The organism is Lysinibacillus sp. A1 (assembly GCF_000801965.1).
GTDB classification, from domain to species: Bacteria; Bacillota; Bacilli; order Bacillales_A; family Planococcaceae; genus Lysinibacillus; species Lysinibacillus fusiformis.
Genome location: NZ_JSZM01000012.1, coordinates 582,998 through 609,095 on the forward strand (window position 1 = coordinate 582,998; position 26,098 = coordinate 609,095).

General features: G+C 38.2%; 31 protein-coding genes and 1 riboswitch. Of the genes, 19 read left to right on the plus strand and 12 right to left on the minus strand.

All coding sequences use genetic code 11. The annotated features are described in order from the left end of the window. Positions 1 to 35: 35 nt before the first annotated feature. The 3 genes from PI85_RS12310 (at position 36) to PI85_RS12320 (ending at position 3,905) form a co-directional block, all read left to right on the plus strand. Positions 36 to 2,135, plus strand: coding sequence for a DUF2339 domain-containing protein (locus PI85_RS12310; RefSeq protein WP_036124224.1), 2,100 nt, complete (start codon positions 36 to 38; stop codon positions 2,133 to 2,135). Between the two features lie 260 nt (positions 2,136 to 2,395). Further along, on the plus strand, positions 2,396 to 3,148 hold the full coding sequence (locus PI85_RS12315; protein WP_036124226.1) for an A24 family peptidase: 753 nt from the start codon (positions 2,396 to 2,398) through the stop codon (positions 3,146 to 3,148). 34 nt (positions 3,149 to 3,182) lie between these two features. Next, positions 3,183 to 3,905, plus strand: a complete 723-nt coding sequence (locus PI85_RS12320) for a gamma-glutamyl-gamma-aminobutyrate hydrolase family protein (protein ID WP_036124228.1) — start codon at positions 3,183 to 3,185, stop codon at positions 3,903 to 3,905. 104 nt (positions 3,906 to 4,009) lie between these two features. Here the strand turns inward: PI85_RS12320 and lexA are convergent, their stop codons facing one another. Next, on the minus strand, positions 4,010 to 4,627 hold the full coding sequence (lexA, locus tag PI85_RS12325) for a transcriptional repressor LexA (protein WP_008174697.1): 618 nt from the start codon (positions 4,625 to 4,627) through the stop codon (positions 4,010 to 4,012). Positions 4,628 to 4,790: 163 nt separating this feature from the next. Here lexA and PI85_RS12330 point away from each other — a divergent pair, with 163 nt between their 5' ends. Then, positions 4,791 to 5,108 (plus strand): LysM peptidoglycan-binding domain-containing protein, encoded by a 318-nt coding sequence (locus PI85_RS12330; RefSeq protein WP_235318480.1) that lies wholly within the window; start codon positions 4,791 to 4,793, stop codon positions 5,106 to 5,108. Beyond that, positions 5,105 to 5,770 carry a recombinase family protein gene (locus tag PI85_RS12335; protein ID WP_036124235.1) on the plus strand — a complete coding sequence of 222 codons (666 nt, stop codon included), beginning with the start codon at positions 5,105 to 5,107 and terminating at the stop codon, positions 5,768 to 5,770. Before PI85_RS12330 ends, PI85_RS12335 begins: the two co-directional genes overlap by 4 nt. Before the next feature lie 18 nt (positions 5,771 to 5,788). Here PI85_RS12335 and def read toward each other — a convergent pair whose 3' ends face one another. Beyond that, entirely contained in the window at positions 5,789 to 6,367 is a 579-nt protein-coding gene (gene def, locus PI85_RS12340) for a peptide deformylase (RefSeq protein WP_036124237.1), read from the minus strand. 130 nt (positions 6,368 to 6,497) lie between these two features. Continuing rightward, positions 6,498 to 7,025 (minus strand): GNAT family N-acetyltransferase, encoded by a 528-nt coding sequence (locus PI85_RS12345; RefSeq protein ID WP_036124238.1) that lies wholly within the window; start codon positions 7,023 to 7,025, stop codon positions 6,498 to 6,500. Between the two features lie 189 nt (positions 7,026 to 7,214). Here PI85_RS12345 and PI85_RS12350 point away from each other — a divergent pair, with 189 nt between their 5' ends. Continuing rightward, entirely contained in the window at positions 7,215 to 7,448 is a 234-nt protein-coding gene (locus tag PI85_RS12350) for a DUF896 domain-containing protein (RefSeq protein ID WP_008174688.1), read from the plus strand. 125 nt (positions 7,449 to 7,573) lie between these two features. After that, positions 7,574 to 9,568, plus strand: a complete 1,995-nt coding sequence (gene tkt / locus PI85_RS12355) for a transketolase (RefSeq protein WP_036124241.1) — start codon at positions 7,574 to 7,576, stop codon at positions 9,566 to 9,568. A gap of 183 nt (positions 9,569 to 9,751) precedes the next feature. Here the strand turns inward: tkt and PI85_RS12360 are convergent, their stop codons facing one another. The 5 genes from PI85_RS12360 to PI85_RS12380 form a co-directional block, all read right to left on the minus strand. Beyond that, positions 9,752 to 10,384 (minus strand): response regulator, encoded by a 633-nt coding sequence (locus tag PI85_RS12360; protein ID WP_008174684.1) that lies wholly within the window; start codon positions 10,382 to 10,384, stop codon positions 9,752 to 9,754. After that, a complete protein-coding gene (locus PI85_RS12365) occupies positions 10,359 to 11,399 on the minus strand; it encodes a sensor histidine kinase (protein ID WP_036124243.1) in 1,041 nt (346 codons plus the stop codon). The genes PI85_RS12360 and PI85_RS12365 overlap by 26 nt, the downstream gene beginning before the upstream one ends. Further along, positions 11,396 to 12,079, minus strand: a complete 684-nt coding sequence (liaF, locus tag PI85_RS12370) for a cell wall-active antibiotics response protein LiaF (protein ID WP_036124245.1) — start codon at positions 12,077 to 12,079, stop codon at positions 11,396 to 11,398. The genes PI85_RS12365 and liaF overlap by 4 nt, the downstream gene beginning before the upstream one ends. 112 nt (positions 12,080 to 12,191) lie before the next feature. Next, positions 12,192 to 12,830 (minus strand): PspA/IM30 family protein, encoded by a 639-nt coding sequence (locus tag PI85_RS12375; RefSeq protein WP_036124247.1) that lies wholly within the window; start codon positions 12,828 to 12,830, stop codon positions 12,192 to 12,194. A 15-nt stretch (positions 12,831 to 12,845) separates the two neighbouring features. Continuing rightward, positions 12,846 to 13,202 (minus strand): hypothetical protein, encoded by a 357-nt coding sequence (locus PI85_RS12380; protein WP_036124249.1) that lies wholly within the window; start codon positions 13,200 to 13,202, stop codon positions 12,846 to 12,848. Positions 13,203 to 13,544: 342 nt separating this feature from the next. On the opposite strand from PI85_RS12380, the gene sirA reads away from it, so the two are divergent. Next, entirely contained in the window at positions 13,545 to 13,970 is a 426-nt protein-coding gene (gene sirA, locus PI85_RS12385) for a sporulation inhibitor of replication protein SirA (protein WP_025114054.1), read from the plus strand. 99 nt (positions 13,971 to 14,069) lie between these two features. Then, complete coding sequence (locus tag PI85_RS12390; RefSeq protein ID WP_004232154.1) at positions 14,070 to 14,288, plus strand: YneF family protein; 219 nt, start codon at positions 14,070 to 14,072, stop codon at positions 14,286 to 14,288. A 99-nt stretch (positions 14,289 to 14,387) separates the two neighbouring features. Here the strand turns inward: PI85_RS12390 and PI85_RS12395 are convergent, their stop codons facing one another. Next, a complete protein-coding gene (locus tag PI85_RS12395) occupies positions 14,388 to 14,756 on the minus strand; it encodes a M20/M25/M40 family metallo-hydrolase (protein WP_036124250.1) in 369 nt (122 codons plus the stop codon). Between the two features lie 222 nt (positions 14,757 to 14,978). Then, positions 14,979 to 15,125: riboswitch (cyclic di-AMP (ydaO/yuaA leader) on the minus strand. Between the two features lie 238 nt (positions 15,126 to 15,363). Between PI85_RS12395 and PI85_RS12400 the strand changes: the two genes are divergently transcribed. Further along, positions 15,364 to 15,834 (plus strand): S-ribosylhomocysteine lyase, encoded by a 471-nt coding sequence (locus PI85_RS12400; protein WP_036124252.1) that lies wholly within the window; start codon positions 15,364 to 15,366, stop codon positions 15,832 to 15,834. 50 nt (positions 15,835 to 15,884) lie between these two features. Here PI85_RS12400 and PI85_RS12405 read toward each other — a convergent pair whose 3' ends face one another. Next, a complete protein-coding gene (locus tag PI85_RS12405) occupies positions 15,885 to 16,856 on the minus strand; it encodes an alpha/beta hydrolase (protein ID WP_036127701.1) in 972 nt (323 codons plus the stop codon). Positions 16,857 to 17,062: 206 nt separating this feature from the next. Between PI85_RS12405 and PI85_RS12410 the strand changes: the two genes are divergently transcribed. The 3 genes from PI85_RS12410 to PI85_RS12420 all read left to right on the plus strand — a co-directional run bounded on the left by PI85_RS12410 (position 17,063) and on the right by PI85_RS12420 (position 19,199). Next, a complete protein-coding gene (locus PI85_RS12410) occupies positions 17,063 to 18,247 on the plus strand; it encodes an acetyl-CoA C-acetyltransferase (RefSeq protein WP_144422598.1) in 1,185 nt (394 codons plus the stop codon). Positions 18,248 to 18,269: 22 nt separating this feature from the next. Next, on the plus strand, positions 18,270 to 18,536 hold the full coding sequence (locus PI85_RS12415; RefSeq protein WP_025114058.1) for a YqkE family protein: 267 nt from the start codon (positions 18,270 to 18,272) through the stop codon (positions 18,534 to 18,536). A 159-nt stretch (positions 18,537 to 18,695) separates the two neighbouring features. Further along, complete coding sequence (locus PI85_RS12420) at positions 18,696 to 19,199, plus strand: GNAT family N-acetyltransferase (RefSeq protein ID WP_036124256.1); 504 nt, start codon at positions 18,696 to 18,698, stop codon at positions 19,197 to 19,199. Positions 19,200 to 19,223: 24 nt separating this feature from the next. Here the strand turns inward: PI85_RS12420 and PI85_RS12425 are convergent, their stop codons facing one another. Further along, complete coding sequence (locus tag PI85_RS12425; protein WP_036124258.1) at positions 19,224 to 19,703, minus strand: VanZ family protein; 480 nt, start codon at positions 19,701 to 19,703, stop codon at positions 19,224 to 19,226. Further along, the gene (locus PI85_RS12430; RefSeq protein ID WP_036124260.1) at positions 19,700 to 20,599 is read right to left on the minus strand and encodes an aldo/keto reductase; all 900 of its coding nucleotides are present in this window, start codon (positions 20,597 to 20,599) and stop codon (positions 19,700 to 19,702) included. The genes PI85_RS12425 and PI85_RS12430 overlap by 4 nt, the downstream gene beginning before the upstream one ends. A 75-nt stretch (positions 20,600 to 20,674) precedes the next feature. Here PI85_RS12430 and PI85_RS12435 point away from each other — a divergent pair, with 75 nt between their 5' ends. The 6 genes from PI85_RS12435 to PI85_RS12460 all read left to right on the plus strand — a co-directional run bounded on the left by PI85_RS12435 (position 20,675) and on the right by PI85_RS12460 (position 25,997). Further along, positions 20,675 to 21,226, plus strand: a complete 552-nt coding sequence (locus tag PI85_RS12435) for an NUDIX domain-containing protein (protein WP_036124262.1) — start codon at positions 20,675 to 20,677, stop codon at positions 21,224 to 21,226. A gap of 58 nt (positions 21,227 to 21,284) precedes the next feature. Further along, on the plus strand, positions 21,285 to 21,797 hold the full coding sequence (locus tag PI85_RS12440; protein ID WP_025114062.1) for a hypothetical protein: 513 nt from the start codon (positions 21,285 to 21,287) through the stop codon (positions 21,795 to 21,797). A 121-nt stretch (positions 21,798 to 21,918) separates the two neighbouring features. Next, a complete protein-coding gene (locus PI85_RS12445) occupies positions 21,919 to 22,383 on the plus strand; it encodes a Fur family transcriptional regulator (RefSeq protein ID WP_008174639.1) in 465 nt (154 codons plus the stop codon). A 172-nt stretch (positions 22,384 to 22,555) separates the two neighbouring features. Then, positions 22,556 to 23,458, plus strand: a complete 903-nt coding sequence (gene xerD / locus PI85_RS12450) for a site-specific tyrosine recombinase XerD (protein ID WP_036124264.1) — start codon at positions 22,556 to 22,558, stop codon at positions 23,456 to 23,458. Between the two features lie 93 nt (positions 23,459 to 23,551). Continuing rightward, a complete protein-coding gene (gene deoB / locus PI85_RS12455; protein ID WP_036124267.1) occupies positions 23,552 to 24,733 on the plus strand; it encodes a phosphopentomutase in 1,182 nt (393 codons plus the stop codon). A gap of 13 nt (positions 24,734 to 24,746) precedes the next feature. Beyond that, positions 24,747 to 25,997: a thymidine phosphorylase gene (locus tag PI85_RS12460; RefSeq protein WP_036124268.1), complete on the plus strand. Its 1,251-nt coding sequence runs from the start codon at positions 24,747 to 24,749 to the stop codon at positions 25,995 to 25,997. Positions 25,998 to 26,098 lie beyond the last annotated feature (101 nt).

A 26,098-nucleotide genomic window follows, 5' to 3' on the forward strand; every position in this document is an offset into this window, starting at 1 on the left:
TGTTAGAAAATTGATAAAGTGGGGAGGATGATTGAATGTCCCTTGAAATGGAACGAAGAGTGGCTAAACTTGAGGAGGAAATGGCAGATTTACGTCAGGAGTTAAGTGAATTAAGGCGAATTCAAAGCAATGAAAAAATAAATACTCTTGATGCAAGACAGTCCATGATCGAGCAATCGGTTCCAATACAACCAACACCAACTCCAACACCAAAACCGACAGTGGAGCCGAAGTCTACCCCAGTCAAAACAGCACAAAAAGAGGTGCAACCACAGCCATCGATGGAGGAACGTGTTATGTGGGCACTTCCAAAAGTATTCATGGTTATTTTAGTTATGGGGGTACTTTGGGGTCTCAAACTTGTTAGTGACTATGGTTATTTATCGAATGGCGTGAAAATCATCCTTGCCTATTCATTATCGGTAGGTTTGGCGATTATCGCTTATATTCTGGAACGTAGAAAAGTAGGCTCACCTGCTATTACGGTCTCATTATATGGTGGAGCATTCATTGTTGGGATATTAACGACTGCAGCTAGTGCCATTTTGTATGAAATCATCCATCTTACACCAGCGCTTGGTATTACAGTTCTTTATATTGGCTATGGTATTGCCATAAGTTACTTAAAGAAAAATGAGGCATTAACTATTTTTGTTGCTTTTACCTCGTTATTACTACCTTATTTATTAGAATATATGGACTTTAGTGCCATCATTATTTTACTATTTGTTATCGTTTTATTTGCCATGCTGCAATTGGTTGTCCAACAGCACAAGCAAAAGCTTGCTCTTTATATTTCAACCTTTTTCTCAGTGCTGGCAATAGGTGTTGTAGCATTTATGAATCATGACAAGCAAGTTGTCTTTGCTTTGGGTTTACTTGCTATACTGGCAATCTTTTATGTAAGCTGGTGTCGATTATATAATGCACAATCTAAATGGAAACCTCTTCATATTGGTCTCCAATTTTCGTTAGGGTCATTTAGTTTATTGCTGATGAACCTGATCATACGTTCACTCGAATATGGAGAAGCGGTGCTACTTATTTTCATTGCTTTATTAATAGCATTAGCGTTTTATAGTCATCGTCAAAAATGGCAGGAAGTATTTGATAGTGCTATAACACTCGCATTTATTGCCGTATGTAATACGATACTTATTATGAATATACCTGATAAAGTGGATGATTTACTATATCCATTGATCGCATTTGCAGGTGTAATGATGAGCTTACGATTACGTGCCAGTATGATGAAGGTAGTCACATCATTTTTCCTTGTGATTACATTGTTGCTAAACTTCATTTTCCATGAACCGACACCATTTATTAGCTTTGAGCATTTAAGTCTGTTCATGCCAATTATTTATCTAGTAGTCATTTACTTGTATGCTAGACGTCCAAAAGAAACGTTGTCACCTTTTGAGAAAGTCATGAAGGATTTATATGCCATAGATATTTTAGCAGTAATCGCCACAGGTTACTTCTTAGCTTATATAAGTAAACTAGATTCAGCCTATTTTGCGGCAACAAATGGTATTCAGTATTTGATGTGTATTGCACTAGCTGCTTTGTTTGCAGGATCTCTGCTCGTGTCAGAGAAATTCAAAGGGCGCGCATTAACACCTGTCCTTGGAGCATTCTTTATAGTATTATCTTTGATGATCAGTACAAAGCCTTCTATGATGGATAGCTTAAATATGATGACCAGATTAGTTTATATAGCGGTAATTATGGCGATTATTGTAGACGTTCTAGTAAAGGGTCGTATATATCGGCTGTATGAAGAGCGAATGGGGAAATATGTAGACACTATTGTTAGCTCAGGTGTCGTACTCACAATGATCTCAATCTGGGGGCTAGTTCATCAATTTACGTATAGTCATCTACTTGATTGGAAGCTAAGTATAGCTCTTACAACGATTACATTATTCCTCACAGCGAGCATTTCGCTATGGATTAGTTCCACGCAACACTTAAAAACGCTTCGTACTACAGGTTTTGTTATTTTAGTCATTGCGTTTATCAAGCTTATTTTCTTTGACTTATCAGCCCTTGATTTATTAATTAGAGCTGTTCTATTTATAACAATTGGTGGCATTGGCATGCTGTTGTCAGGTAGGTTGCTGAGGAAATAAATTGAAGAGATTCCAATGATTTTTGGAATCTCTTTTATATTGTGCTAAACTGATACTACTCTTACTCTACTCCTTCTTTTTTTGTACCGTATGACTTCAAACCTTTTATGAAATATTCTTCAAATACATCTCTCATTATCAATGTCCATTGTTGAATAACATTCGATACGTGGATTGCTGAGCAAGACTACAATAATTATATGAATAGGCGCATCATACTTATTGTGTATGGGCGCCTATTGGTTTAGGAGGACATAAATTTGGAAATGGCTTATACAATTATCATTTTTCTAGTTGGTCTAGTCTTTGGCTCTTTTTATAATGTAGTTGGCTTACGTGTGCCGCGGAAGGAGTCTCTTGTATATCCCTCCTCCCATTGTACGAGCTGTCAGAGACAATTGACGGCTCTTGATATAGTGCCAGTATTGTCTTATCTGTTTTTAAGAGGAACATGTCGAGGCTGTGGTTTTAAAATTTCTTGGCTATATCCAGCGATAGAATTGTTAACTGGGGGATTATTTGCCTTTGCTTATTTGGAGCTAAACTGGAGCTTAGAATTTATAGTAGCTTTATCGTTTATCTCATTGTTAGTCATTATAGTTGTTTCAGATTTTACCTATCTGTTAATTCCAGATAAGATTCTATTATTCTTTTTGCCTTTTTTGGTCATAGGACGTGTACTGTCACCTTTAACACCTTGGTGGGACAGCCTAGTGGGTGCACTCGTTGGTTTTGGCATATTATACAGTATTGCGGTTTTATCGAAAGGTGGAATGGGAGGGGGAGATATTAAATTCTTCTTTTTAATTGGTCTCGTTCTCGGCACTATTCATACGCTGTTGACTTTATTTTTTGCCGCTTTCATTGGTATGATAATCGGAATAGTTGTCTTATTAAAGCGTAAACAAGGAAGACAAACACCTATTCCCTTTGGTCCATCTATTGCATTAGCCGCTACGATTGTTTATTTCTACGGAGATTCGTTCATCAATTGGTATTTAGGTTATTGGTAAGTGTTTAATCTTCAATTCTGTGGAGGGGAATCAAGTGAAGCCGATTATTGGAATTACAGCTTTTGTAGAAGATGATTTATCAGCTCATTTAAATGCTGCTTACAGCAAAAGTGTTATTGAGGCGGGCGGTATCCCCCTTATTATTCCGTTAGGTGTGGAGGAAGATGCTGCTCAAATTTTAGCCCTTACAGATGGCTTATTGCTCTCTGGAGGCTATGATGTACATCCTTTCCTATTTGGAGCGGAGCCTTCACCAAAGCTAGGTAAAATTCATCCAGCTAGAGATGCCGTGGAATTAGCATTAATTGAGGCTGCATTTGTACGGAAAATGCCTATTTTCGGCATTTGTCGGGGTATCCAAATATTAAATGTTGCATTAGGTGGGACGTTATATCAGGACATTGATAGTGACCATTATAGTACGAAGCTAATCAAACATATGCAACAAGCTGGTAGGTCAGTAGCAACGCATTATGTACAAATTATTGCGGAGAATTTATTAGCTACTATTCTGGAACAAGAGAAAATTGCCGTCAATTCTTTTCATCATCAGTCAGTGAATGTACTAGCGGAGAATTTAAAAGTAGCGGCGAAATCAAGTGATGGCATTATTGAAGCAGTGGTGCACGAGGATTTACCATTCTGTTTGGCTGTGCAGTGGCACCCAGAGGAATTGGCTATAGCGGGAGATCAGCATGCACAAAAGTTATTTGCAGCGTTTGTTGAAGCAAGTTTGAAATTTAAAAAAGAGGCATAGAGAGGTCATTGTAAAAAGAATCCAATAGTTTGTGGATTCTTTTTTTGCGTAAAAAAGAGGATATATGCTCAGTGAAGGAACACAATCCTCAAACCCTCATTTAATTAATGTACACGGCGATAAAGACCAACAACTTGTCCCAAAATTGATACTTGATCGACGATAATCGGTTCCATTGAAGAATTTTCAGGCTGTAAGCGGAAATGGTTTTTTTCCTTAAAGAAGCGTTTTACAGTAGCTTCATCCTCAGCTGTCATGGCTACAACAATGTCTCCGTTAATGGCTGTTGACTTTTGCTTTACGATCACTAAGTCACCATCTAAAATTCCCGCTTCAATCATCGATTCACCCATAATTTCTAGCATGAATAACTGATCCTCACTCGTGCCATATGTATCTGGCAGTGGGAAATACTCTTCAATATTTTCGATAGCTGTAATAGGAGAACCTGCTGTAACCTTCCCTACAAGTGGTACATGGATGACATGTTGCTTTTGGATAGATTCCTCAGGCTCAAGAATTTCAATAGCACGTGGCTTTGTTGGATCTCGACGAATAAAACCCTTTTGTTCTAATCGAGCCAAATGACCATGAACAGTTGAACTTGAAGCAAGTCCAACAGCTTCCCCGATTTCACGGACTGATGGCGGATACCCTTTAGCTCGTACCTCGTCTTTAATGAACGCTAATATGTCCTCTTGTCTTTTCGATACTTTTTTCATGATTGCTCACCTCTTTTTTCTAATATCAATCTTCTTATTTGATAGTATAACAGAATGCGAACACGTATGCAAACATAGGTTCGAAAAGTGTTTGACAAAAACGTTTGTTCGCTTTATTATGAGAACATACATTCCGAACAAACATTCTAGAAATGAGGTTATAATGATGACATGGTTAAAGAAAAATACACATATCACTATATTATTAGGTGCTTGCTTACTCTTAGCAAGTTACCTTTACATCACTGATCCGGGGGATGTTAATTACGCTGAAATTCAAATCGAACATGGGGATAGCTTGTGGTCGTTAGCAGAACAATACCGTGGTAAAATGAGTAAAGAAGATTGGATTAAGCTTGTCAAATCAGAAAATGAGTTAGCAGACATTAAAATCGTGGCAGGTAAATCTCTAGTCATTCCAGTTTTGAGTGATCAAGCCAGTCCCATCAAAACTATTGAAATTGCGAGAAACGAACAATGAAAAATAATCAAATGACGGCTGTTGTCTATTGCCGAGTAAGTACTGAAAAAGAAACGCAAAGCTCCTCATTAGAGCGCCAACAAGAAGAATTAGTGCGCTATGCTAAAGAGCAAGGCTATGAAGTAAAGGGTGTTTTTAAAGATAAGCATAGCGGTTATGATGTTGAACGCGAAGGCTTACTGGAAATGCTTGATTTTATAAAAGAGAAGGAAATAAAAGCTCTTTTTGTACAAGATGAAACTCGTTTAGGTCGTGGAAATGCAAGAATGGCAGTATTGCATCTATTACAAAAATCAGCAACAGATGTTTATTCGATGCGTGATGCAGGACCAGTCCAATTAAACGAAATGGATACGATGCTACTAGAGATTTTAGCAATTGTAGAAGAATATCAACGTAGAATCCATAATGCAAAAATTCGCAGAGGTATGCGTCGTGCTGTGGAAAATGGCTATCGCCCTGAAAATAATCTATCCAATCGTGGCAATCCACATGGTCAGGAGCGGAAAGAACTGCCTGTTGATGAAATTGTGAAGCTACGTAATCGTGGTTTTACCTTTGAGGAAATTTCCATTACGCTTAGAGGACTAGGCTTTGAGGTAAGTAAGGCAACCGTACATCGCCGATTCCAAGAGCATCAAGAAAGATTAGCAGGCAAATAATATAGCCCGCTAATTTTTTTAATACAAGCTTTCGATAATAACATTTTTGGGTAGTTCAAAAGGGTTATCTTTATTAATTCGATCATAAAACATAATGCCGTTTAAATGATCGATTTCATGCTGTACAACGATAGATTCATAGCCTTTTAAAGACATCATAAATTCCTGTCCATCAATATTATAGGCTTTTACTTTAATTCGTTCATATCTTGGTACAAAACCATGAACAGGTCGATTAACAGACAGACACCCTTCCCCCTCAGGCAAATAGATCATATTAATAGAATGGCTCATTACTTTTGGGTTTATGAACATCATTTCGTGTTTTTGGTCGTGATCCTCAAAAAATACAGCAAACATTCTTTTATCAACGCCAATTTGATTGGCAGAGAGGCCACTACCAGGACGGAGTTTATACTTTTTTATTAAAATCGGGTCTTGGCTGTTTTTTAAATATTGAAGCATAGATAATAATATATATCGGTCCTCTAAGGGAACTGGTATGGCAACGTCTTGCGTTTGTTTTCGTAATAGGACTGAGTGTTCTTTTACAAAATCTTTCATAGTAATCATGTAATCAGGATGAAATTTTGCCATCGAAACATACCTCCTCAATAGCTCTTCTTCAAAAGTTAGTCAAGCTAAATTGTATGGTTGGATCATACATCATTAACCAGAGCCCAACAATGTTTATAGGCGCGCATTTTCACAAGTGTTTAACGTTCTTCTAACCTTCTAATAAATTGTTCCAATCTTCACGTAAAACTGCGTAATAGTATTCGTCCCACCATTCCTTCCCATATGGTATACACTTTTTAAAATATCCTTCACGCCGCATTCCGATCTTTTCCATAACTTTATAGGAAGCGATATTTTCGGGCTGACAGGTTGCAATAATTCTATGAAGTTTCTTTTCATTAAATCCATAGTCTAATACAGCACGGGCAGCTTCAGAAGCAAAGCCTTGATTTTGATAAGCTGGATTTAGTACCCAACCGATTTCATAAGTATGATCGCCGAAACAAGGATGGAAAACGATATGACCAATCACTTGCTCGCAATTATTTGAAACAATAGCAAAATGTTTTGCTTTGTCGTTACTATTTTCTGCAATAAATTTCTTTGCCTGTTCTTCATTGAAAACACCCTCAGGCATATAGTGCATCACTTTTTCATCTGAAGTATAGCTATAAACAGCTTCCCAGTCCTGCTCTTGAAATGTTCGAATGAGTAATCGCTTAGTTGTCACGTTCACATGTATATCCTCCAATATATAGTTAAATTTTTCCTTCCATATAATATTTATACACTTCAAACATCTGGAAGTCATGTATTTTTTATTTCAACAGCTTGAATAAGGGCTGGTATAACTGCATTTAATGGGAAACCGTGCTATACTTTGCATACTGAGTTCAATAAGGTATGTACTGAAAGGTGTGTAACGATGTTATCAAAAGAAAAAATTAACCGTATAAATGAACTTTCTGCTAAAGCGAAAAGTGGTCAACTAACGGATGAAGAGGCAAAGGAGCGAACAGCGCTTCGTAAGGAATACTTAGATACATTTAGAGCAACAATGCGTGATACGATTGAAAACGTAAAAGTGGTTGATGCAGAAGGAAATGATGTCACGCCTGAGAAGGTAAGACAAGCGAAAAAAAATAAATTTCTAAATTAATGTGACACAATTCAACAAAGTATGTATGAAAATACAAATAGTATTACAAAAGCATTGTTTTCTAAAGCAATGTTGACTAAACTGTAGAAGAACAATTATAGGACGAGAAAGGATGTCACAATATAATGACTCAACATGCGGATTTATTAGCAATTAATGCTATCCGAACTTTGTCAATCGATGCTATTGAAAAAGCAAATTCTGGTCACCCAGGTTTACCAATGGGGGCAGCGCCAATGGCTTATACGCTATGGACAAAACAATTACGCCATAATCCAGCGAACCCAAAATGGTATAATCGCGATCGTTTTGTATTATCAGCTGGTCATGGTTCCATGCTTCTTTACAGCCTACTTCACCTAGGCGGCTATGGTTTACCAATGGAAGAAATTCAAAACTTCCGCCAATGGGATTCATTAACACCAGGACATCCTGAATATGGTCATACAGTAGGTGTGGAAGCGACAACTGGTCCTCTAGGACAAGGTATTGCCATGACTGTAGGTATGGCAATGGCTGAGCGTCATTTAGCAGCTACTTACAATAAACCAGGTCATGACATCGTTGACCACTATACATTTGCATTATGTGGTGATGGTGACTTAATGGAAGGCGTTGCAGCAGAGGCTATTTCATTAGCTGGTCACTTAAAACTTGAAAAATTAATCGTGCTTTACGATTCTAATGATATTTCTTTAGATGGTGACTTAGAAAAGTCATTCTCAGAAAATGTACAAAAACGTTTTGAATCTTATGGTTGGAATTATTTAAAAGTTGCAGATGGCACAGATGTTGATGCGATTAACGCAACTATTGAAGAAGCTAAAAAATCAACTGGCAAACCAACATTGATTGAAGTGAAAACAGTGATTGGTTTTGGTTCTCCAAATAAATCAGGTAAAGCTGATTCACATGGTGCACCACTTGGTACAGATGAAGTGGTATTAACAAAAGCTGCTTATGAGTGGGCACACGAGCCTTTCCAAATTCCTGCTGAAGTATATGATACGTTTAATGCTGCAGCTGAAGTGCAGGGAGCTCAGTCTGAAGAAGCTTGGAATACGAAATTTACTGCTTATAAACAAGAATTCCCAGAGTTAGCTACTCAATTTGAACATGCTATGAATGGTGAATTACCAGCAGACTTCGCTTCTGAATTACCAGTGTATGAAGCTGGTAAATCTGTTGCAACACGTTCTTCTTCTGGTGATGCGATTAACGCTATCGCTAAGAAAACACCATCATTCTTTGGTGGCTCTGCTGACCTTGCTGGCTCAAATAAAACAACGATGAAGGGAGCAGGCGATTTCTCTGCAGACGATTATGCTGGTCGCAACATCTGGTTTGGTGTTCGTGAATTTGCAATGGGCGCTGCTTTAAACGGTATGGCTCTTCACGGTGGTTTAAATGTATTTGGTGGAACATTCTTCGTGTTCTCAGATTATGTTCGTCCGGCAGTTCGTCTTTCAGCATTAATGGGTCTTCCTGTAACGTATGTATTTACACATGACTCGATTGCGGTAGGAGAAGATGGTCCAACCCATGAACCAATTGAACACCTTGCATCATTACGTGCAATGCCTAATTTATCTGTTGTTCGCCCTGCGGATGCAAATGAATCAGCTGTTGCGTGGGAACTTGCCGTTGCATCAGAAAATACGCCAACAGTATTAGTATTGTCTCGTCAAAACTTACCTGTTCTTAACGCTTCTATTGAAACAGTACGTGAAGGTGTAACGAAGGGTGCTTACACAGTATCTCCTGCTACTAAAGAAATAGCGGATGCGATTTTAATTGCAACAGGCTCAGAGGTTTCACTTGCTGTTGAGGCACAAAAAGCATTAAAAGCTGAAGGCATGGATGTAGCTGTCGTTTCAATGCCATCTATGGACCGCTTTGAAAAACAAGATGCTGCTTACAAAGAATCTGTTTTACCAAAAGCTGTCACTAAACGTCTTGCGATTGAAATGGGTGCATCATTCGGCTGGCATAAATATACTGGCTTTGAAGGTGATGTGCTTGCAATCGATAAATTTGGCGCATCAGCTCCAGGTGAAATTGTAATGGAAAAATACGGATTCACTGTAGAGAATGTAGTTGCAAAAGTAAAAGCACTATAAGATTTTTAATAAAATACCGCAACACTCAGCGTACGTATGAATTCGCAGGGTGTTGCGGTATTTTTTTTGCAATTGGATGCCGTATCACTAAAGGAATGAACAAATACATCCCGTAGCAAGAGTCTTCTAAAATATGTTTAATTAAAAAAACTGCATATGGTTATGCAGTTTTTTATGTAGAAATTATTTAGCAAGCCCGTTCTGAAAGGCATAGACAACGGCTTGTGTGCGATCTTGAACCTCAAGCTTTGCTAGAATATTGCTTACATGTGTTTTCACAGTTTTTAAAGCAATATATAGCTCGTCAGCAATTTCCTGATTGGCTTTACCCTGTGCCATCAGCAATAAAACTTCCATTTCACGGTCAGTAAGGTGGTCGTAAAGGGGTGTATTATTGCCGTGGCGCATACGGTGCATCATTTTAGATGTAACTTCTGGCTCTAATACCGTTTCGCCACCCATTGTTTTACGAATGGCTTCTGCAATTTGTTTAGCATTAGATGTTTTTAATATATAACTCACTGCCCCTGCCTCTAAAGCAGGGTAGACTTTGTCATCATCTAAAAAGCTAGTCACCATCATGATTTTTGCCTCGGGCCATGCGGCTAAAATTTCTGCTGTTGCCTCAGCACCAGTCATAATGGGCATAACATTATCCATTAAAATAATATCAGGCTTTAGGGCAAGGGCACGCTCAACTGCTTCTTGCCCGTTTTCAGCCTCTCCCACAACTGTAATATCTGGCTGTGCGGATAAGTACGCCGAAACGCCGATACGCACCATTTCATGATCATCCACTATGAGCACTTGTATCATTGTCATTGACCTCCTCTTTATGTAGTGGAATTTTAACTTCGACAATCGTTCCTTCTTCAGGGACTGACACAATTTTATATGTGCAGCCAATTTCAACAGCTCGTTCAGCAATATTTTGCAAGCCGTAAGAAGTGGATTTATCTGCCTCTACATCAAAGCCTAAACCATTATCTTGAATGCGTAAAATGGCTAAGTCATCTCGTGCAACAAGCAACAATTCAACCTCACTTGCTTTGGCATGTCGAAGTGTATTAGAGAGGGCTTCCTGGGCAATTCGGAATAGGTGATCTTCTTCTGCTTTCGTTAATGCCATTTCTTCTAGCTCATATTCAATATGGAAGTAAACCTTTTGCTGAAGCTCGATAATTAATTCCTCTAAGCCTTGGGCGAGTGTTTTATTGCGAAGTGCAACAGGTCGCAAGTGTAATAATAATGCACGCATTTCGAGCTGTGCTTGCTGAACTATTTTTTCCACTTGCTTTAAGCTAGTCGCATTTTCGTCATTTTCCGTTAAAGCAGAAAGCAACATGGAGGCCGCAAATAATTGCTGCGACACAGAATCATGTAATTCTCTAGCCAGACGCTGACGTTCAGCAATGATACGTTCCTGTATAATTTTGTCATGAGCTTCTGCACGTTCATTGGATAAGCGCTGTAGACTTTTACGCTGTGTATCTATTAATTCACTTGTTTGCACAAGTGCTTTTTTTAATGGTTTCGGAAGGGCTTGCTTTTTAGAAAGCACAAAATCAGGTTCGATTAACTGCTTTATAATTTTCGTTGCTTGAGCTTCTCGGGCACGAGCAGTCATACTAATCCAACTGGTAAAAAGGAAGCTAAGAGCAAATAGGCTGACTACAATAATTCCGCCGAGAGGAAAATTATCATAATTTTGTCGCCATAAAGGTTCCCAAGTTTTCTCATCAGGATTTCCCCATACTGCAACAAGCAATCCGAATGTAGCACTCATTAAAATGAATAATAAGGTAAATAATCTTGAGATAAAGGCAATCATTTACGCAGCACCTCCAAATCTCCAAGCCATGTTGCAACATGAATAATTAAAATGCGTTTTGCATCCTCAGGATTTCCATCAGAAAAGCTAACACTTTCATTTAAAATACGTTGTGGACCCACATGTAAGCAAGTAAGCTCACCAAATAGGGTCGTATAGTGTATACGAAAAGGTATTTCATATGGGATATAGATTTGAACTTTACCAATCCCTTGACGAATCGTAATTAGACTTGTGCCAGCAGGCAAAATCGTTTGAGTCGTATCAACTGTGATATCTCCTGCTAAACGTTGAATTTGCACATCTTGCCATTTGTATGCTTCTGTTGGTGCTGGTATGGTGCCAATTAAGTCATTTTTCGAGGTAGATAGTTTTTCAAAAAGCTCAGCACCAACTATTTTTGGTTCATTTTCTCGTTGTAAGTATTGATAAAGCATATATAAGAGCATAATGACAATGAATAGACGGAGGCTCCACATTGTGAATAATGCAATCGCAATGAAGAATATGCCGGTCCATTTAAAAAAGCGGACTTTTTTAGCAAAGCTTAAATAAAGCAGTACGGCCCCAATCAATAAACAAAAAGCGCCACCATTATTAAAAATAGTAAGCTCCATAAAAACGAGTAAAAAGAAGCATAGTACCCAAAATGTGAGCTTATTTGTAGTGAAATTTTGCAAGAGGGTCACCCTTCTTTCTACTATTAGTATAAAAGAGGGAATGGGACCCTCTGTTTTAAAACGTGAAAGAATGCGCCGGTTAGAGTTGGCGCATTGCTTCCATTATAACATGTTATTTATTTTCAATTAGCAGTGGAGAGCTTTCCTCTGAAGCTTTTTTTTCTAATTGTGCCAATCTTGCTTCAAATGTTGTAACTTCATGATCTTTGTCAATTTGATAAGCCAATTTATCAATATAAGCTTCCAAATCTTCAAAATTTGTTTTATTGTTTTTGGCTATCATACCATCCATTTGATGATGGGCACGAGTGACATTTTCTTTGCCCATTAACTGTAATTGACGAACTTTCATGTCTTTAATTTTATGTTTCATTGTTTCAAATTTACGCTCTAGCTCGAAATATTCACGTGTACTTGCTTCGATACTTGCCTGTAATGTATGATTACGGGCAGTGTAAGCTGTCACTTCATCTGTTGCAAAATCAATTAAATCTTGCTCGCCACTAGTTTGTGCTAATGTCAGTTGAGATTCACGTTTAGCGAGTAAATCTGCATTTTGTTGATATTCTTGCTCAAGCTTTTCTTTTAATTGTCCTTGACGTTCTAATAATTTACCTGTTTCTTCTGTTTGTTTTTCAGCTTCACGGATGTACTGGTTTAACATAGCAATTGGATTTTTTTGTTCCTTCTTATCAAATAACTGATGTAAGTCTGCCTCTACTGTATATCTAAAACGTTGAAATAAATTCATATTCATTCTCTCCTTTTATTTTGTTAAATTTGACCATTCTTTTTCGAAGTTTGTAAATGGATCTTCTTCTTTTTTACTTTCAATTGTTGGGATTTTTACATCTTCGCCATTCCATTTTTTATAAATGACATAGACAATTGCGATTGCTGCAAGACCAATCATTGCAGGAATGTTCGATACTGCTGATAGGATACCGATTAGACCAACCGCGAACCAAAAGATTTTACCGAAATTAGACTTGCTCGCCATGTAAAAATGCATCCCTAGTGCTACAAATAATCCGGAGAATAGTAAGCCTGCCAATGGTCCGATTAAGGCTAGTGCAACACATGCTGCGATAACGCCTCCAGTTAATAAAAGAAATTTTCTCATTTGTTTTAGCTCCTTTCGTTTGTACCTTTATGTTACCTATTTACAAGATTGTCTAAAACGGACTCGAAATTGATTTTCTACTAGGTCTTGAGGCTGAGAACTATCTAGGCTGCAATAAAAGTGGGTTTTTGATGTACACAATGAGTGTATCTTGCTTGTTTTCATTGAAAAATAGCAGTTCATTTTAAGAGCTAATTATCATCTGCCATAAAGTAATTTTTAGATCCTAAACTAGAAGCTTTTCGACAAAAATAGAAGATGAAACCTTCCTCCGTTTGACAAATTAACAAGATGGGATGAGCTATACTTATGGAAAATAAACTGAGCGAAGGAGGATTTCTGGTGAGAACCTATTCCATATATAAGATAAAAGAAGAGCATTTAACGTTTATTTTTGGCAGAGAGCGAAAGTTGTTAGAGATGATGCAAGGCTGTGAAGACGCCAATGAGAAATCCTTAAAAGAGCTTGCGTATATATGTGAATCCGTTCGTTTTGATGAAATAGCAGCAATGTTGGAGCATCAACTTGATTCCAAATATGCACATTTAGAAAGAGCTCGTAATGCTTTGTTTTTAGAACATCCGATAAAAGGCAAAATGGCTATTTATTTAGTGGATCGTAAGATTTGTGTTTATTGTGAGGGTTCACGAATGCTAGATTTAGATTTATTTCAAATGCTTGCCAAAATGAGTGAACGATTTATTGCTTTCAATAAACAAGATAATGAATGTGGATGGTTGAAACCTATGAAGTATACAATGCACTAGGAAATTTCACTACAATATATAGTAACATGCTATCATTTGGTGTATAATGGAGCGTGGAGAGTTTTTTCTCGGTATATTGTAGTGGAGGAGGTTGGTTGTATGCCTACATGGGGCTGGATTATTATCGTAATTATCGCATTAGCAGCGGGAGCGGCACTTGGTTTCTATTTCGCTCGTCAAGCTATGATGAAATATTTAAAAGAAAACCCACCTATTAATGAGCAAATGATTCGTATGATGATGGCACAAATGGGTCGTACGCCGTCTGAAAAGCAAGTACGTCAAATGATGGCACAAATGAATAAATTCCAAAAATAATTGGAATTTTTAAGGAGCAGCTGGTTAAGGTAACTGGTTGCTTTTTACATGGACTCATAAAAGGGGATGTCTCAAAATGGTTGAGACATCCCCTTGTTTTTAATGAAGAGAAGCGTTCAGCCAGTTAATTGCACTATGTACAACAACAGCTACACCTAACGGTAGAACACCCTTATCTAAAATAATATTGGGATTATGAAGTGAATAGTTTTGATTTCCTAAACCGTTTGATCCAGCCCACATAAACATCGTTGGTACACGCTGGTTAATATAAGAGAAATCTTCTGTACCAGCTAAAGGTTCTTCGTCTATCTGTAAGTTTTCCTCACCGACAATTTCTTTGACAAAAGGGGCGACTAATGTACAAAGATCTATATTATTATAAAGTGAAGGTGTTAAAATGGTGTGAAGGTCATATGTGCCTCGCATCAATAATTTCTGGAATGCGATTAAATAGCTACGATCCACCAGCCATAAAAGATCCCTTTATTTTTTTGCTTGTTCATAGTTTGTTTCCCTCCGATTTCTACTTTAATTACTGAGAATGAAGCTCTCACTTAGGCAGAAAGAATTCGTTTTCATTAATGACTATGTCATCGACCCAATTCATAACGTTCCATCCATCAAACGAGATGCTCGTCCTCAATGGATTCCGAAATTTTCCAATTCAAAAAATGAATATGGCTCCATTTTCCTTCTCATATAACGCTTGCGTGGTTAGCTGTCGGATTGGGACCTTTGAGTAGCCCTACCTAAAAAGGATTCACCCCTTGGATTTTCTAATGATCTGTAAATATTTGATTTCCTTGTCTCAACTGGCTTCAGCGATTTAGAAATTTGAAACTGACTATGAAATTCTTTAACAAAAGGCTGTAAAAAATTTTTTTACAACGCAATTTCTTATGTTAGTAAGATGTGTAGCAGTCTTTTAGAAACAAGAATGAAAAAATTTTTAACTCTATTCGTTTGAAATATTCTGTGAAAACATAAAAAAACTAGCAATTTAAAATATTCCCACTAATTTTAGAAAAACTAGCTATAATAAATAGTATTCATAGAAAAGGAGCTGTTAAATATGGAACGCGAAAAGACAAATGTAGAAAGCTTTGATCTAGATCATACAAAAGTAAAAGCCCCGTATGTTCGGTTAGCGGGAGTTAAAGCAGGGAAAAATGGCGATGAAGTGTACAAATATGATATTCGCTTGAAGCAACCTAATAAAGAGCATATGGAAATGCCAGCTTTGCATTCCTTAGAGCATTTATCTGCGGATATCATTCGTAATTATTCTGACCATATCGTTGATTTCAGTCCAATGGGTTGCCAGACAGGCTTCTATGTATCCCTTATTAATCATGAAGATTATGAGGACCTATTAACTATTTTAGAAAAAACATTTACTGACGTGACAAAGGCGACAGCAGTGCCTGCATGTAATGAGGTACAATGTGGCTGGGCTGCGAGTCATAGCTTAGAAGGAGCACAAGCATTAGCGAAGGAATTTTTAGCGAAACGAGAGGAATGGCATATCGTTTTTGAAGAATAAATATGGAAAAAAACCTTGCAGGAATAATATAAGCAAGGTTTTTATTTGCGTTAAAAATGGAATGGAATGACATTGGAGGAGGAAGAATCCCGATTTATTTTTTGGTAAATAAAACTTTCTAAAAAATCATGAATTAAATCTTCGTATTCATCCATATTTTCATTAAAGGATTGGGCATGTGCCCCAGTATCAAATAGCTTTAATTTTTTAGGACCTACTTTTTTATTGTAAAGATCTAGTGACATGGACGCTGGAATAAATGAATCAGGGATACTATGGATAAAAAGTACAGGTTTTTCAATATGGGTCACTGCTTCGGCGGGGGTCACACTTTTGAAGGAGTAGCCGTCCCGGAGGCGGACAAAGAAATCGGCAAAACGAATGGGAATAATAGAGCCATATTTAAATTCAGTTTTGGCAATTTGCTTGAGCAACATGGAAAAATCGGAGAATGCACAATCAGAAATATAAAAATCAGCACCATCTTCAACCGTACCTGCATAAAGTAACATTGTTGCTGCACCCATAGATTCTCCATGAATACCTAGTATTGCATCTTCACCAATCATGGCTTTCACTGTATTGACTACTGCGTCAAGATCATTTTTTTCATAGTGGCCATAACTAGTTGTTTTGCCACCAGATTCGCCATGACGGCGATGGTCAAAGATGACTGAATTATAGCCAAGCCTTTCAAATAGCCGAGCGTATTTAACGGAATTTATTTTATTTTCGGTAACACCGTGACATATGATGATCGTGTTATTGGTTTGCAACGGCTGAAGCATAATTCCTCGAATCGTATAACCATTAGGAGAATCAATATTTAATTCGCATTTCAAGTTTTTATTGTACCAAGCCTCATCAAAGCGTTTGGCTGTCGTTTCTCGTTCACGAACAAATTCAGGATCTTTTTGTTGAATATACATTAATTTATTGGAAAGCGCGAAGCCGAACAGACCAGTAGCTGCTGCGGCAAGCGTTGTTGTAATACCAGAGAATAAAAGCATCTTCTTTTTCATCATAAAACACCTCCACATGCTGTTTCTTATTTGTAATGTTCCCAACTGAGATTGTTTAAAACACGTCAACATTTTACAATAACTTTGGCAAAACTGCGATTATTTCTATTATCGAAAATCGTCAAAATATTTGTTAAAATATACATATCTGCTAGTAGCATATGCAGCAGTGTTGATTTTTGAACGGGGAAAAGGGGAGAATGGACATGATAAATGAGGTAGTAATCGTGAGCGCTGTACGAACAGCTATAGGCTCATTTCAGGGGACATTAAAAGACGTACCAGCTGTAACTTTAGGTAGCATTGTTATTAAGGACGCTTTAGCGCGTGCAGGAGTAGCTGGGGAACAAGTCGATGAAGTCATTATGGGGAACGTGTTATCGGCTGGTCTTGGACAAAATCCAGCTCGTCAGGCAGCGATACAGGCTGGTTTACCACATGAAGTATCAGCATTAACAATTAATAAAGTATGTGGATCAGGTTTAAAGGCTGTGCATTTAGCAACGCAGGCTATTTTAGCAGGTGATGCTGATATTGTCGTGGCTGGTGGCTTTGAAAATATGAGCCAGGCACCTTATGTTTTAAAAAATGCGCGTGAAGGCTTCCGAATGGGCGATCAAAAGGTAGTGGATACTATGATTCATGATGGTCTATGGTGTGCTTTTAATGATTATCATATGGGAATTACAGCTGAAAATTTATGTGATAAGTATGAAATTTCAAGAGAAGAACAGGATGCTTTTGCAGCTCGTTCTCAGCAACGCGCAGAGGCAGCAATTGCAGCAGGCAAATTTGAAAATGAAATCGTCGCTGTTGAGATTCCACAGCGTAAGGGAGAGCCTATTGTATTCGCCAAGGATGAATTTCCACGTGCAGGTGTAACAGAGGAATCTCTAGGTAAGCTACGTCCCGCATTTAAAAAAGATGGCTCCGTAACAGCGGCGAATGCTTCAGGCATTAACGATGGGGCAGCGGCAGTTGTTGTGATGTCGAAGAAAAAGGCACAAGAGCTTGGTATTCAACCAATGGCGATTATTTCAGCCAATGCAAGCGCAGGAGTAGATCCTGCAATTATGGGAACTGGTCCAGTTATAGCAGTACAAAAAGCACTGGCAAAGGCAGCAGCAACATTAGATGAAATAGATGTAATTGAAGCAAATGAAGCATTTGCAGCACAATCGATTGCTGTTGATCGTGAATTACGCTTTAATCATGATAAACTAAATGTCAACGGGGGCGCGATTGCTCTTGGTCATCCGATCGGTGCAAGTGGTGCTCGTATTTTGGTCACACTCTTACATGAGATGGAAAAGCGTGATGCGAAAATGGGCTTAGCCACGTTATGTATCGGTGGTGGTCAAGGGGTAGCTACAGTAGTGAAGCGTCCTTGATGTCAATAAGAAGGTGAATGAAATGGGAAAGAAACGAAAACAACAACAACAGACAAGCAATAGCATGACAGCGAGCTTGCCAAAGCAGGAGGCAGTCACATTAGCAGACCAGCTAGGTGGCGATGTGTTAGCTAAATTAAAAGCGGCAAAGCAAGATTTAACCGTGAAAGAACAGGCGGCAGAAGAAGAGCGCCAAGCAAAACTAGCTTTTGAACGTAAGCAACGAGAAAAAAATAAATCGTTTGAAGAATTATTAAACGAGTATGGCGATAAAGGCACGAAATATTAATAAGGAAACAGTGAATTCGCGCATGTGGGTTCACTGTTTTTGGATAACCAAAAAAGTCGATATTCTATAAGTAACAAATCATGATGTGGGAGACGCTGCCAATAACATATACCTTATTATAGTTTAGTAAATAGATTAAATTATGATAGGAGAACAATGATGTTTGAATTATATTCTAAAAGATTAAGATTAATTCCTTTAAATGCTAAGTATTTACAATTGCTAATAGAGCATAAGAATGATTTAGCAGTTGAATTCTCTTTACATAAGCTAGAGGGGATTATTGATGATGAGCTAAAACAGGCATTGAACTATAGACGCTCCAAAGTTTTGGAAGATGAAGAAAATTATATTTGGCATACGAATTGGATGATTGTATGTAAAGAACAGAATTGTGCTATTGGGGGCATTATGCTAAAAGGGATGCCAAATGAGAGGCAGGAAGTGGTGATTGGTTATTATACCTTTCCTAGTTTTCAAGGACGTGGTTATATGACAGAAACCATTATAACAATGATAAACTGGCTACATCATCAACCAAATGTTCAGTATATTATTGCAGATACAGAAAAAGATAATTTCGCTTCGCATCGAGTTTTAGAAAAAGCAGGGGCTACCTTATATAAAGAAACGGAGTCTCTTTATTATTGGAGATTTCTATAAGGATTATATATGTAAGACAAAAGGCTAGTATAGTGCCTTTTGTCTTTTATTTTTCAACAATTTCCTGAAGACCACAACGACACCAACAAAAACAATGGCTCCAGCTGTATCAACAAGCACATCTTGACCGCTCATTGTGCGACCTGGTGTAAAGCTTTGACGAAATTCATCAAGCATAGCAATTAAAGCCGTTCCAGCAATAGCAATAGTTGCTGCAAAACGGCGTTTTCCCCATGCAAAGTACAAACCGAGCGCAATGCATCCAAAACCGATAAAATGTGTTAGTTTACGAATTAAAAATTCAACAAATGGAAAATAACCACGTTCTTCAACTGATACGACTGTGTCCCAATAAGGGATTTTTAAAACGGATAGTTGTTTTTCAAAAGGTTTATTAGCTAATAAATCTTTAAGCTTTGGTAAAATACTTTGTTGTTCGTAAGTCATGCTCGAGGAAATGATAAGCACAACAAGACAGATGATGAAGATTAACCACTTTTTCATCGATGTTCTACATATTGTTCATTTTTCGTTAACGTATTTGCTGCTTCAAAATTGGTTATAGCAGCCGTATTTTCATAGGCAGAGAGGGTCTGTGCTAGTTGCTCCTGTGAGCTTGCTCCAATCACTGTAGAAGCGATTGCTGACTCTTTTAAATTAAAGGCTAGTGCCAATGCATGTAAGTCATTATACTGTGAAGCTAAGTTTGTTAACGTTGTTGTTAACTCTTCTGAAGAATAGGTGTTAAAACCGTTTACTCGTTGAAGACGTTGCTGCCAGCTATTTGTTAATAAGCCCTTTGCCACTGTGCCGCGAGTTACAACAGAAGCACCTTCGTTCGCAATAAAGTCAAACCACTCTTCGGGGCGACGATCTAATGCACTATATTTCATCATGACACTTTTAGCAGAGCTTGTAGGTAAAAAACGTTGTAACACATTTGGACGAATCGAGGAAATGCCATATTCACGGATAAGTCCTTCTTTTTTCAGGCTCTCAAAAGTGTCGATAATACCATCCCAGTCATCTTCGATTGTACCACCGTGTAACTGATAAACATCGATGTAGTCCGTTCCTAACCGTTTCAAACTATCATGAAAAGCTTGTTTTATATAAGATGGCGAAGCATCCCATTGCCAGCCTTGCACACCTTCAGTCCAACGATTACCTACCTTCGTGGCAAGTATAATCTCTTGACGACGCTTTCCTAATGCCGCGCCAATAATCTCCTCATTAGCCCCTAAATCATATAAATCGGCAGTATCTATATAATTTATGCCCGCATCTAATGCCATATCGACAATAGTAGCTCCTTGCTTTTTATCTGTCGAAAGTGACATGCCTCCTAAACTAATTTCAGAAATGAATAATTCACTAGTGCCAAGCTTCCTCTTTTTCATGAAACGACCTCCTTCGATTTCTTTACTTGTAATGGTACAATGAACATATCTGAAGGACAAGCGAGGTTATCGTCTATGAAAAAGTTTGAGGAAAAAACGACAAAAACGACACCAATCTATGACGGAAGAATTGTAAAACTACAAGTTGATGATGTCATGTTGCCAAATGGTCAGGTTGCAAAGCGCGAAATTATTAAGCATCCTGGAGCGGTTGCGGTAATTGCTGTGACAGATGAGGGTAAATTAGTGTTAGTGGAACAATATCGTAAGGCACTTGACCGTTCTATTGTTGAAATTCCAGCAGGGAAACTTGAACCTGGTGAAGAACCAGCAATGACAGCTCGCCGTGAATTAGAGGAAGAGACAGGCTACGGCGCGCACAGCCTTACATATTTACAAACATTTGCAACGTCGCCGGGATTTGCAGACGAGGTCATTCATCTATATGTAGCGAAGGATTTGTATATCATCGACAATAAAGCAGCATTAGATGAGGATGAGTTTGTCGAACTTTTAGAAGTTTCGTTGGAAGTAGCACAATCAATGGTCGCAGATCAACGTATATTTGATGCTAAAACTGCATTTGCTGTACTTTGGCTTGCTGCCCATTTAGAAAATAATCTTTAGCATAATAGAGACGGACGAGCATAAGCTGTACAAACCTTGATAGAAAAGGAGCATGTTTATGTCTCGTACGGTGTCTATATTTTATCACGCTTCCATCATTGCCGTTAGCTTTGTTTGTGGCGTTATTTTCTTTCATATTTTTGGTGGACCGAAAGCGGAACCGTTTATTTTATTTATAGAACCTCGTTTAGCCGATGGGGACAGGCATTCGATTTTTCGTTTAGTGCTTCCTGTCGCCATTTCCATAGGTCTTGTATTATTACTAGCAACTCACAGTGTTTTAAAAGTTTTAGTACGTGTAACTGTAGCGATGCGTGCCACTTTTTTTGGCTTTAGTTCTGTTTTTTTATTACAAAAACTTGAAGCTTTTTGGCTTTATACGATTTGGTGGTTTCCATTTCAGCTTATCTATTGTATATTGTTGCTAGTCCTATGCAATTTACTTGTACCTGCTTGGTCAAAGCGAAAAATCGGGAAACAAGTATCTGGTCGGACAATTTTGTTGAATTTTATCGCATTTTTCATCATAATAGTTGCTGAGTTTATTGTTGTTTCTTATGTGTTAAAATGATGGGTTTAATAGACAGACATTGTGATCAGATAAAAAAGTAGAACATGTTAGAAATCTATTCACTATCTTGTAATAGGATTTACTCCTTTGGTATAATGGAAAGAGTTTAGGGGGGCGTCACATGGAGAGCCGAATTGATCGTATAAAAAAACAGTTGCATAGTGCTAGTTACAAGCTGACGCCGCAGCGAGAAGCAACAGTTGCTGTCTTGCTTGAGCACGAAGAAGACCACCTAAGTGCTGAGGATGTATATCTTTTAGTAAAAGAAAAAGCACCAGAGATCGGTCTAGCTACTGTTTATAGAACGTTAGAATTATTAACTGAGCTCAAAATTGTCGACAAAATCAACTTTGGCGATGGCGTGTCGCGCTATGACCTACGCCAAGAGGGAGCTGCCCATTTCCACCATCATCTAGTTTGTATTGAATGTGGAGCTGTTGATGAGATTCAAGAAGATTTACTTGAAGATGTGGAAGCCGTTGTTGAAAAGCGTTGGAACTTTATCATAAAGGATCACCGACTAACTTTCCACGGTATATGCTGGCGCTGTCATGATAAAAACGACGAATCGAATGAAGAAAATTAACGAAAAGCTGTCTGTTTTAATCTCTGTTATAGATTAAATCGGGCAGTTTTTTGTTTTTTTATGAAATAATAAATCCTTATTTCCGTTGGTTTATGTCGAATGGAGGAGGCTTTAGCACATTTCTAATAGCCATGCTAAAATAGAAAATAATTGACAGTAAGGGGGCGTTGTGATGAATGAATTTCAATATGCAGTAGAGGATTATATCCATTTTATCCAAGTGGAACGGCAGTTATCTGTTAATACATTAGCATCCTATCGCCGAGATTTAGAAAGCTATGTGAATTTTTTGCAAAATGCAGAAGGCATGGCTGATTTTAATCGTGTAGAAAGAACGACTATACTACGACATTTAGAGCAACTACGTGCACAAGGGAAGACAAGCCGTACGATTGCTCGCCATATTTCATCTATTCGTAGTTTCCACCAATTTTTACTCCGAGAAAAGCGTGCTGAATCAGATCCAACAGTACACTTAGAAATGCCGACAATTGAGCAAAAATTACCGAATATTTTATCTATAGAAGAAATTGAAGCCTTATTGACAGCGCCCAATCGAAGTAAGCCACAAGGTATCCGTGATTTAGCGATGCTTGAATTATTATATGGCTCAGGTATGCGAATCAGTGAGCTTATTGCTTTAGATTTAGCTGATATTCATTTAACAATGGGCTTTGTTCGGGTGTTTGGGAAGGGTGGAAAAGAAAGAATCATTCCTCTTGGCAAAAGCGCGTTATCAGCCATAAGCACCTATTTAAACAATGCTCGTGGTCAATTAGAGGGAAAATATCCAAAAACTGATGCGTTTTTTATTAATCAAAGAGGGAAACGTTTAACAAGACAAGGTTGTTGGAAATTAATGAAGGAGCATGCTTTAAAAGCTGGCATCCAACATGAGTTAACACCCCATACATTGCGTCACTCTTTTGCTACTCATTTAGTCGAAAATGGGGCTGACTTACGCGCCGTACAAGAGATGCTAGGTCATGCAGATATTTCAACAACGCAAATATACACACATATTAGCAAAACAAGATTATCGGAAGTATATAAGCAATTTCATCCCCGCGCTTAAAAATTTCAGAAAATTTTTTTCGGGTCGGATGTCTGACCTTTATTTTTCGCATTTTTTTGGTAAAATAGAGTCATGAGATTGGAGGCAATAAGAATGAATAAACCGTTTAACAAAATCCATGTAGTTGTGATGGACTCTGTAGGAATTGGTGAAGCGCCAGATGCTGCAAATTTTGGCGATGTAGGATCACATACATTAGGACACATCGCTGAAAAAATGAATGGGCTTACAATGCCAGTAATGGAGTCAATGGGTTTAGCAAATATTGAGCCGCTGCAAGGTATGCAAGCGACAAATGAGCCGAAAGCATACTATGGAAAAATGCAAGAAGCTTCTGTCGGAAAAGATACGATGACAGGTCATTGGGAAATTATGGGATTGAATATTGATAAGCCTTTTAAAGTGTATCCGGATGGATTTCCTGCAGAGTTGATTGCTGAGCTAGAAAAACGTACGGGGCGTAAAGTACTTTGCAATCAACCGGCAAGTGGTACGCAGGTTATAGAAGACTTCGGTAAAGAGCATATGGAAACAGGAGCAATTATTGTCTATACATCAGCTGATCCAGTTTTACAGATTGCTGCACACGAGGAAATCATACCCTTAGATGAATTATATAAAATCTGTGAAATTGCACGTGAATTAACATTACAGCCTGAATATTTAGTGGGTCGCGTAATCGCACGTCCATTTATAGGTACTCCAGGGGACTTCTCTCGTACTTCAAATCGACATGACTATGCGTTAAAGCCATTCGGTCGTACAACGATGAATGTTTTGAAAGATGCAGGCTTAGATGTAATTGCAATTGGTAAAATCTCTGATATTTTCAACGGTGAAGGTGTCACAGATGCTGTACGTACTAAAAATAATACGGATGGAATGGACAAATTTGCTGAAGTTGTCCGCCGTGATTTCCATGGAATGAGCTTCTTAAACTTAGTAGACTTTGATGCTAATTTTGGACACCGCCGTGATCCACTAGGCTACGGACAAGCCCTAGAAGAATTCGATGCACGACTACCAGAAATTACGAGTGCAATGTCAGAGGATGATTTATTAATTATTACAGCAGACCACGGGAATGACCCGACCTTCCATGGCACAGATCATACACGTGAATATGTACCGTTAATTGTCTATTCTCCACGTTTTAATGGTGGAGCTGAATTAGAGCTTCGTGACACTTTTGCAGATATTGCAGCTACAGTGGCTGAGAACTTCCAAGTAGAGGCCCCAGCATTCGGCAAGAGTTTCTTACGAGAATTGAAATAAGGGGGATTTTCGAATGAATATGGTGCAATTGTTTGAAAAGAAAAAACAAGGATTAGAGCTCTCACAGGCTGACATTCAGTATTTTGTAGATGGCTATACGACAGGTTCGATTCCTGATTATCAAGCAAGCTCACTGTTGATGGCGATTCGACTTTTAGGAATGTCTGATGATGAAACGTTTTATTTAACAAAAGCAATGATTGAATCAGGTGATGTCATTGATTTAACGTCTATTGATGGTTTTAAAATTGATAAACACTCAACAGGTGGCGTTGGAGATAAAGTAACACTTGTGGTCACACCTATTATTGCATCTCTAGGAATTCCAGTGGCTAAGTTTAGTGGTAAAGGTCTAGGTATTACAGGTGGTACAATCGATAAATTAGAGTCAATCCAAGGCTTTAAAACAGAGCTTTCCTCACAGGAATTCATTGACAATGTCAATCGACATAAAATTGCAGTGGCTGGGCAAACAGGCAATCTTGTACCAGCCGACAAAAAGTTGTATGCATTAAGAGATGTGACAGGAACGGTCGATTCGATTCCATTAATTGCGGCATCCATTATGAGTAAAAAAATCGCTAGTGGTGCGGATGGTATTGTACTAGATGTTAAATGTGGGTCAGGTGCGTTTATGAAAACGCAAGAAGAAGCTCAGCGATTAGCTGATACAATGACAGCTATTGGGGAAAAACTTGGGCGCAGAGTTGTTGCTCATATTAGTGATATGGATAATCCACTAGGTAAAATGATTGGCAACAAGCTTGAAGTATTGGAAGCCTATGCATTATTAAGTGGTCGTATGGAAGAAACACATGAGGATTTACTAGATGAATGTGTAGTTATTTCTTCTTTAATGTATCAAGTTGCCGCAGGTGTTGATGAAACGGAAGCGACTGCCGCTGTTAAGCGCGTACTGGCAGATGGTTCTGCCGCTGCTAAATTTGAGGAATTTATTGTTGCTCAAGGTGGGGACGTATCAGATATCGTACAAAATGAAACAGCCCATAAAGTTTCAGTAACGGCAGTGACAGAGGGTACTGTGGAAACAATTAATGCCCTTTTAGTTGGTGAAGCTAGTGTGAGTCTAGGTGCTGGACGTTTAACGAAGGAATCCGCGCTGGATTACGATGCAGGCATTCAGCTGATTGCTAAAAAGGGTGATCGTGTAAAAAATGGGGATATAATTGCTTATTTATATTCCAATAACCAAATCGATCAAGATACGATTCATAAAATACAGCAAGCTTATACAATTGCATAACGTTTTAATTGCGAGAGCTCTCACATACGAGGGTTCTCGCTTTTTTTATCGTTCCACCATTAAACCTATGAAATGTTTACATTTTCGTAGAAATTTCATAT

Excerpts from the sequence above, each read along its gene's own strand:
- PI85_RS12400 (WP_036124252.1), top strand. The coding sequence starts at position 15,364 with ATGGAACGCGAAAAGACAAATGTAGAAAGCTTTGATCTAGATCATACA.
- PI85_RS12330 (WP_235318480.1), top strand. The coding sequence starts at position 4,791 with ATGATGACATGGTTAAAGAAAAATACACATATCACTATATTATTAGGT.
- PI85_RS12425 (WP_036124258.1), bottom strand. The coding sequence starts at position 19,703 with ATGAAAAAGTGGTTAATCTTCATCATCTGTCTTGTTGTGCTTATCATT.
- PI85_RS12310 (WP_036124224.1), top strand. The coding sequence starts at position 36 with ATGTCCCTTGAAATGGAACGAAGAGTGGCTAAACTTGAGGAGGAAATG.
- PI85_RS12435 (WP_036124262.1), top strand. The coding sequence starts at position 20,675 with ATGAAAAAGTTTGAGGAAAAAACGACAAAAACGACACCAATCTATGAC.
- PI85_RS12445 (WP_008174639.1), top strand. The coding sequence starts at position 21,919 with ATGGAGAGCCGAATTGATCGTATAAAAAAACAGTTGCATAGTGCTAGT.
- tkt (WP_036124241.1), top strand. The coding sequence starts at position 7,574 with ATGACTCAACATGCGGATTTATTAGCAATTAATGCTATCCGAACTTTG.
- PI85_RS12380 (WP_036124249.1), bottom strand. The coding sequence starts at position 13,202 with ATGAGAAAATTTCTTTTATTAACTGGAGGCGTTATCGCAGCATGTGTT.
- PI85_RS12350 (WP_008174688.1), top strand. The coding sequence starts at position 7,215 with ATGTTATCAAAAGAAAAAATTAACCGTATAAATGAACTTTCTGCTAAA.
- PI85_RS12375 (WP_036124247.1), bottom strand. The coding sequence starts at position 12,830 with ATGAATTTATTTCAACGTTTTAGATATACAGTAGAGGCAGACTTACAT.
- PI85_RS12420 (WP_036124256.1), top strand. The coding sequence starts at position 18,696 with ATGTTTGAATTATATTCTAAAAGATTAAGATTAATTCCTTTAAATGCT.
- PI85_RS12335 (WP_036124235.1), top strand. The coding sequence starts at position 5,105 with ATGAAAAATAATCAAATGACGGCTGTTGTCTATTGCCGAGTAAGTACT.
- PI85_RS12440 (WP_025114062.1), top strand. The coding sequence starts at position 21,285 with ATGTCTCGTACGGTGTCTATATTTTATCACGCTTCCATCATTGCCGTT.
- PI85_RS12365 (WP_036124243.1), bottom strand. The coding sequence starts at position 11,399 with ATGATTGCCTTTATCTCAAGATTATTTACCTTATTATTCATTTTAATG.
- PI85_RS12410 (WP_144422598.1), top strand. The coding sequence starts at position 17,063 with ATGATAAATGAGGTAGTAATCGTGAGCGCTGTACGAACAGCTATAGGC.
- lexA (WP_008174697.1), bottom strand. The coding sequence starts at position 4,627 with ATGAAAAAAGTATCGAAAAGACAAGAGGACATATTAGCGTTCATTAAA.
- PI85_RS12415 (WP_025114058.1), top strand. The coding sequence starts at position 18,270 with ATGGGAAAGAAACGAAAACAACAACAACAGACAAGCAATAGCATGACA.
- PI85_RS12460 (WP_036124268.1), top strand. The coding sequence starts at position 24,747 with ATGAATATGGTGCAATTGTTTGAAAAGAAAAAACAAGGATTAGAGCTC.
- PI85_RS12430 (WP_036124260.1), bottom strand. The coding sequence starts at position 20,599 with ATGAAAAAGAGGAAGCTTGGCACTAGTGAATTATTCATTTCTGAAATT.
- PI85_RS12405 (WP_036127701.1), bottom strand. The coding sequence starts at position 16,856 with ATGAAAAAGAAGATGCTTTTATTCTCTGGTATTACAACAACGCTTGCC.
- xerD (WP_036124264.1), top strand. The coding sequence starts at position 22,556 with ATGAATGAATTTCAATATGCAGTAGAGGATTATATCCATTTTATCCAA.
- deoB (WP_036124267.1), top strand. The coding sequence starts at position 23,552 with ATGAATAAACCGTTTAACAAAATCCATGTAGTTGTGATGGACTCTGTA.
- PI85_RS12360 (WP_008174684.1), bottom strand. The coding sequence starts at position 10,384 with ATGATACAAGTGCTCATAGTGGATGATCATGAAATGGTGCGTATCGGC.
- PI85_RS12390 (WP_004232154.1), top strand. The coding sequence starts at position 14,070 with ATGCCTACATGGGGCTGGATTATTATCGTAATTATCGCATTAGCAGCG.
- def (WP_036124237.1), bottom strand. The coding sequence starts at position 6,367 with ATGGCAAAATTTCATCCTGATTACATGATTACTATGAAAGATTTTGTA.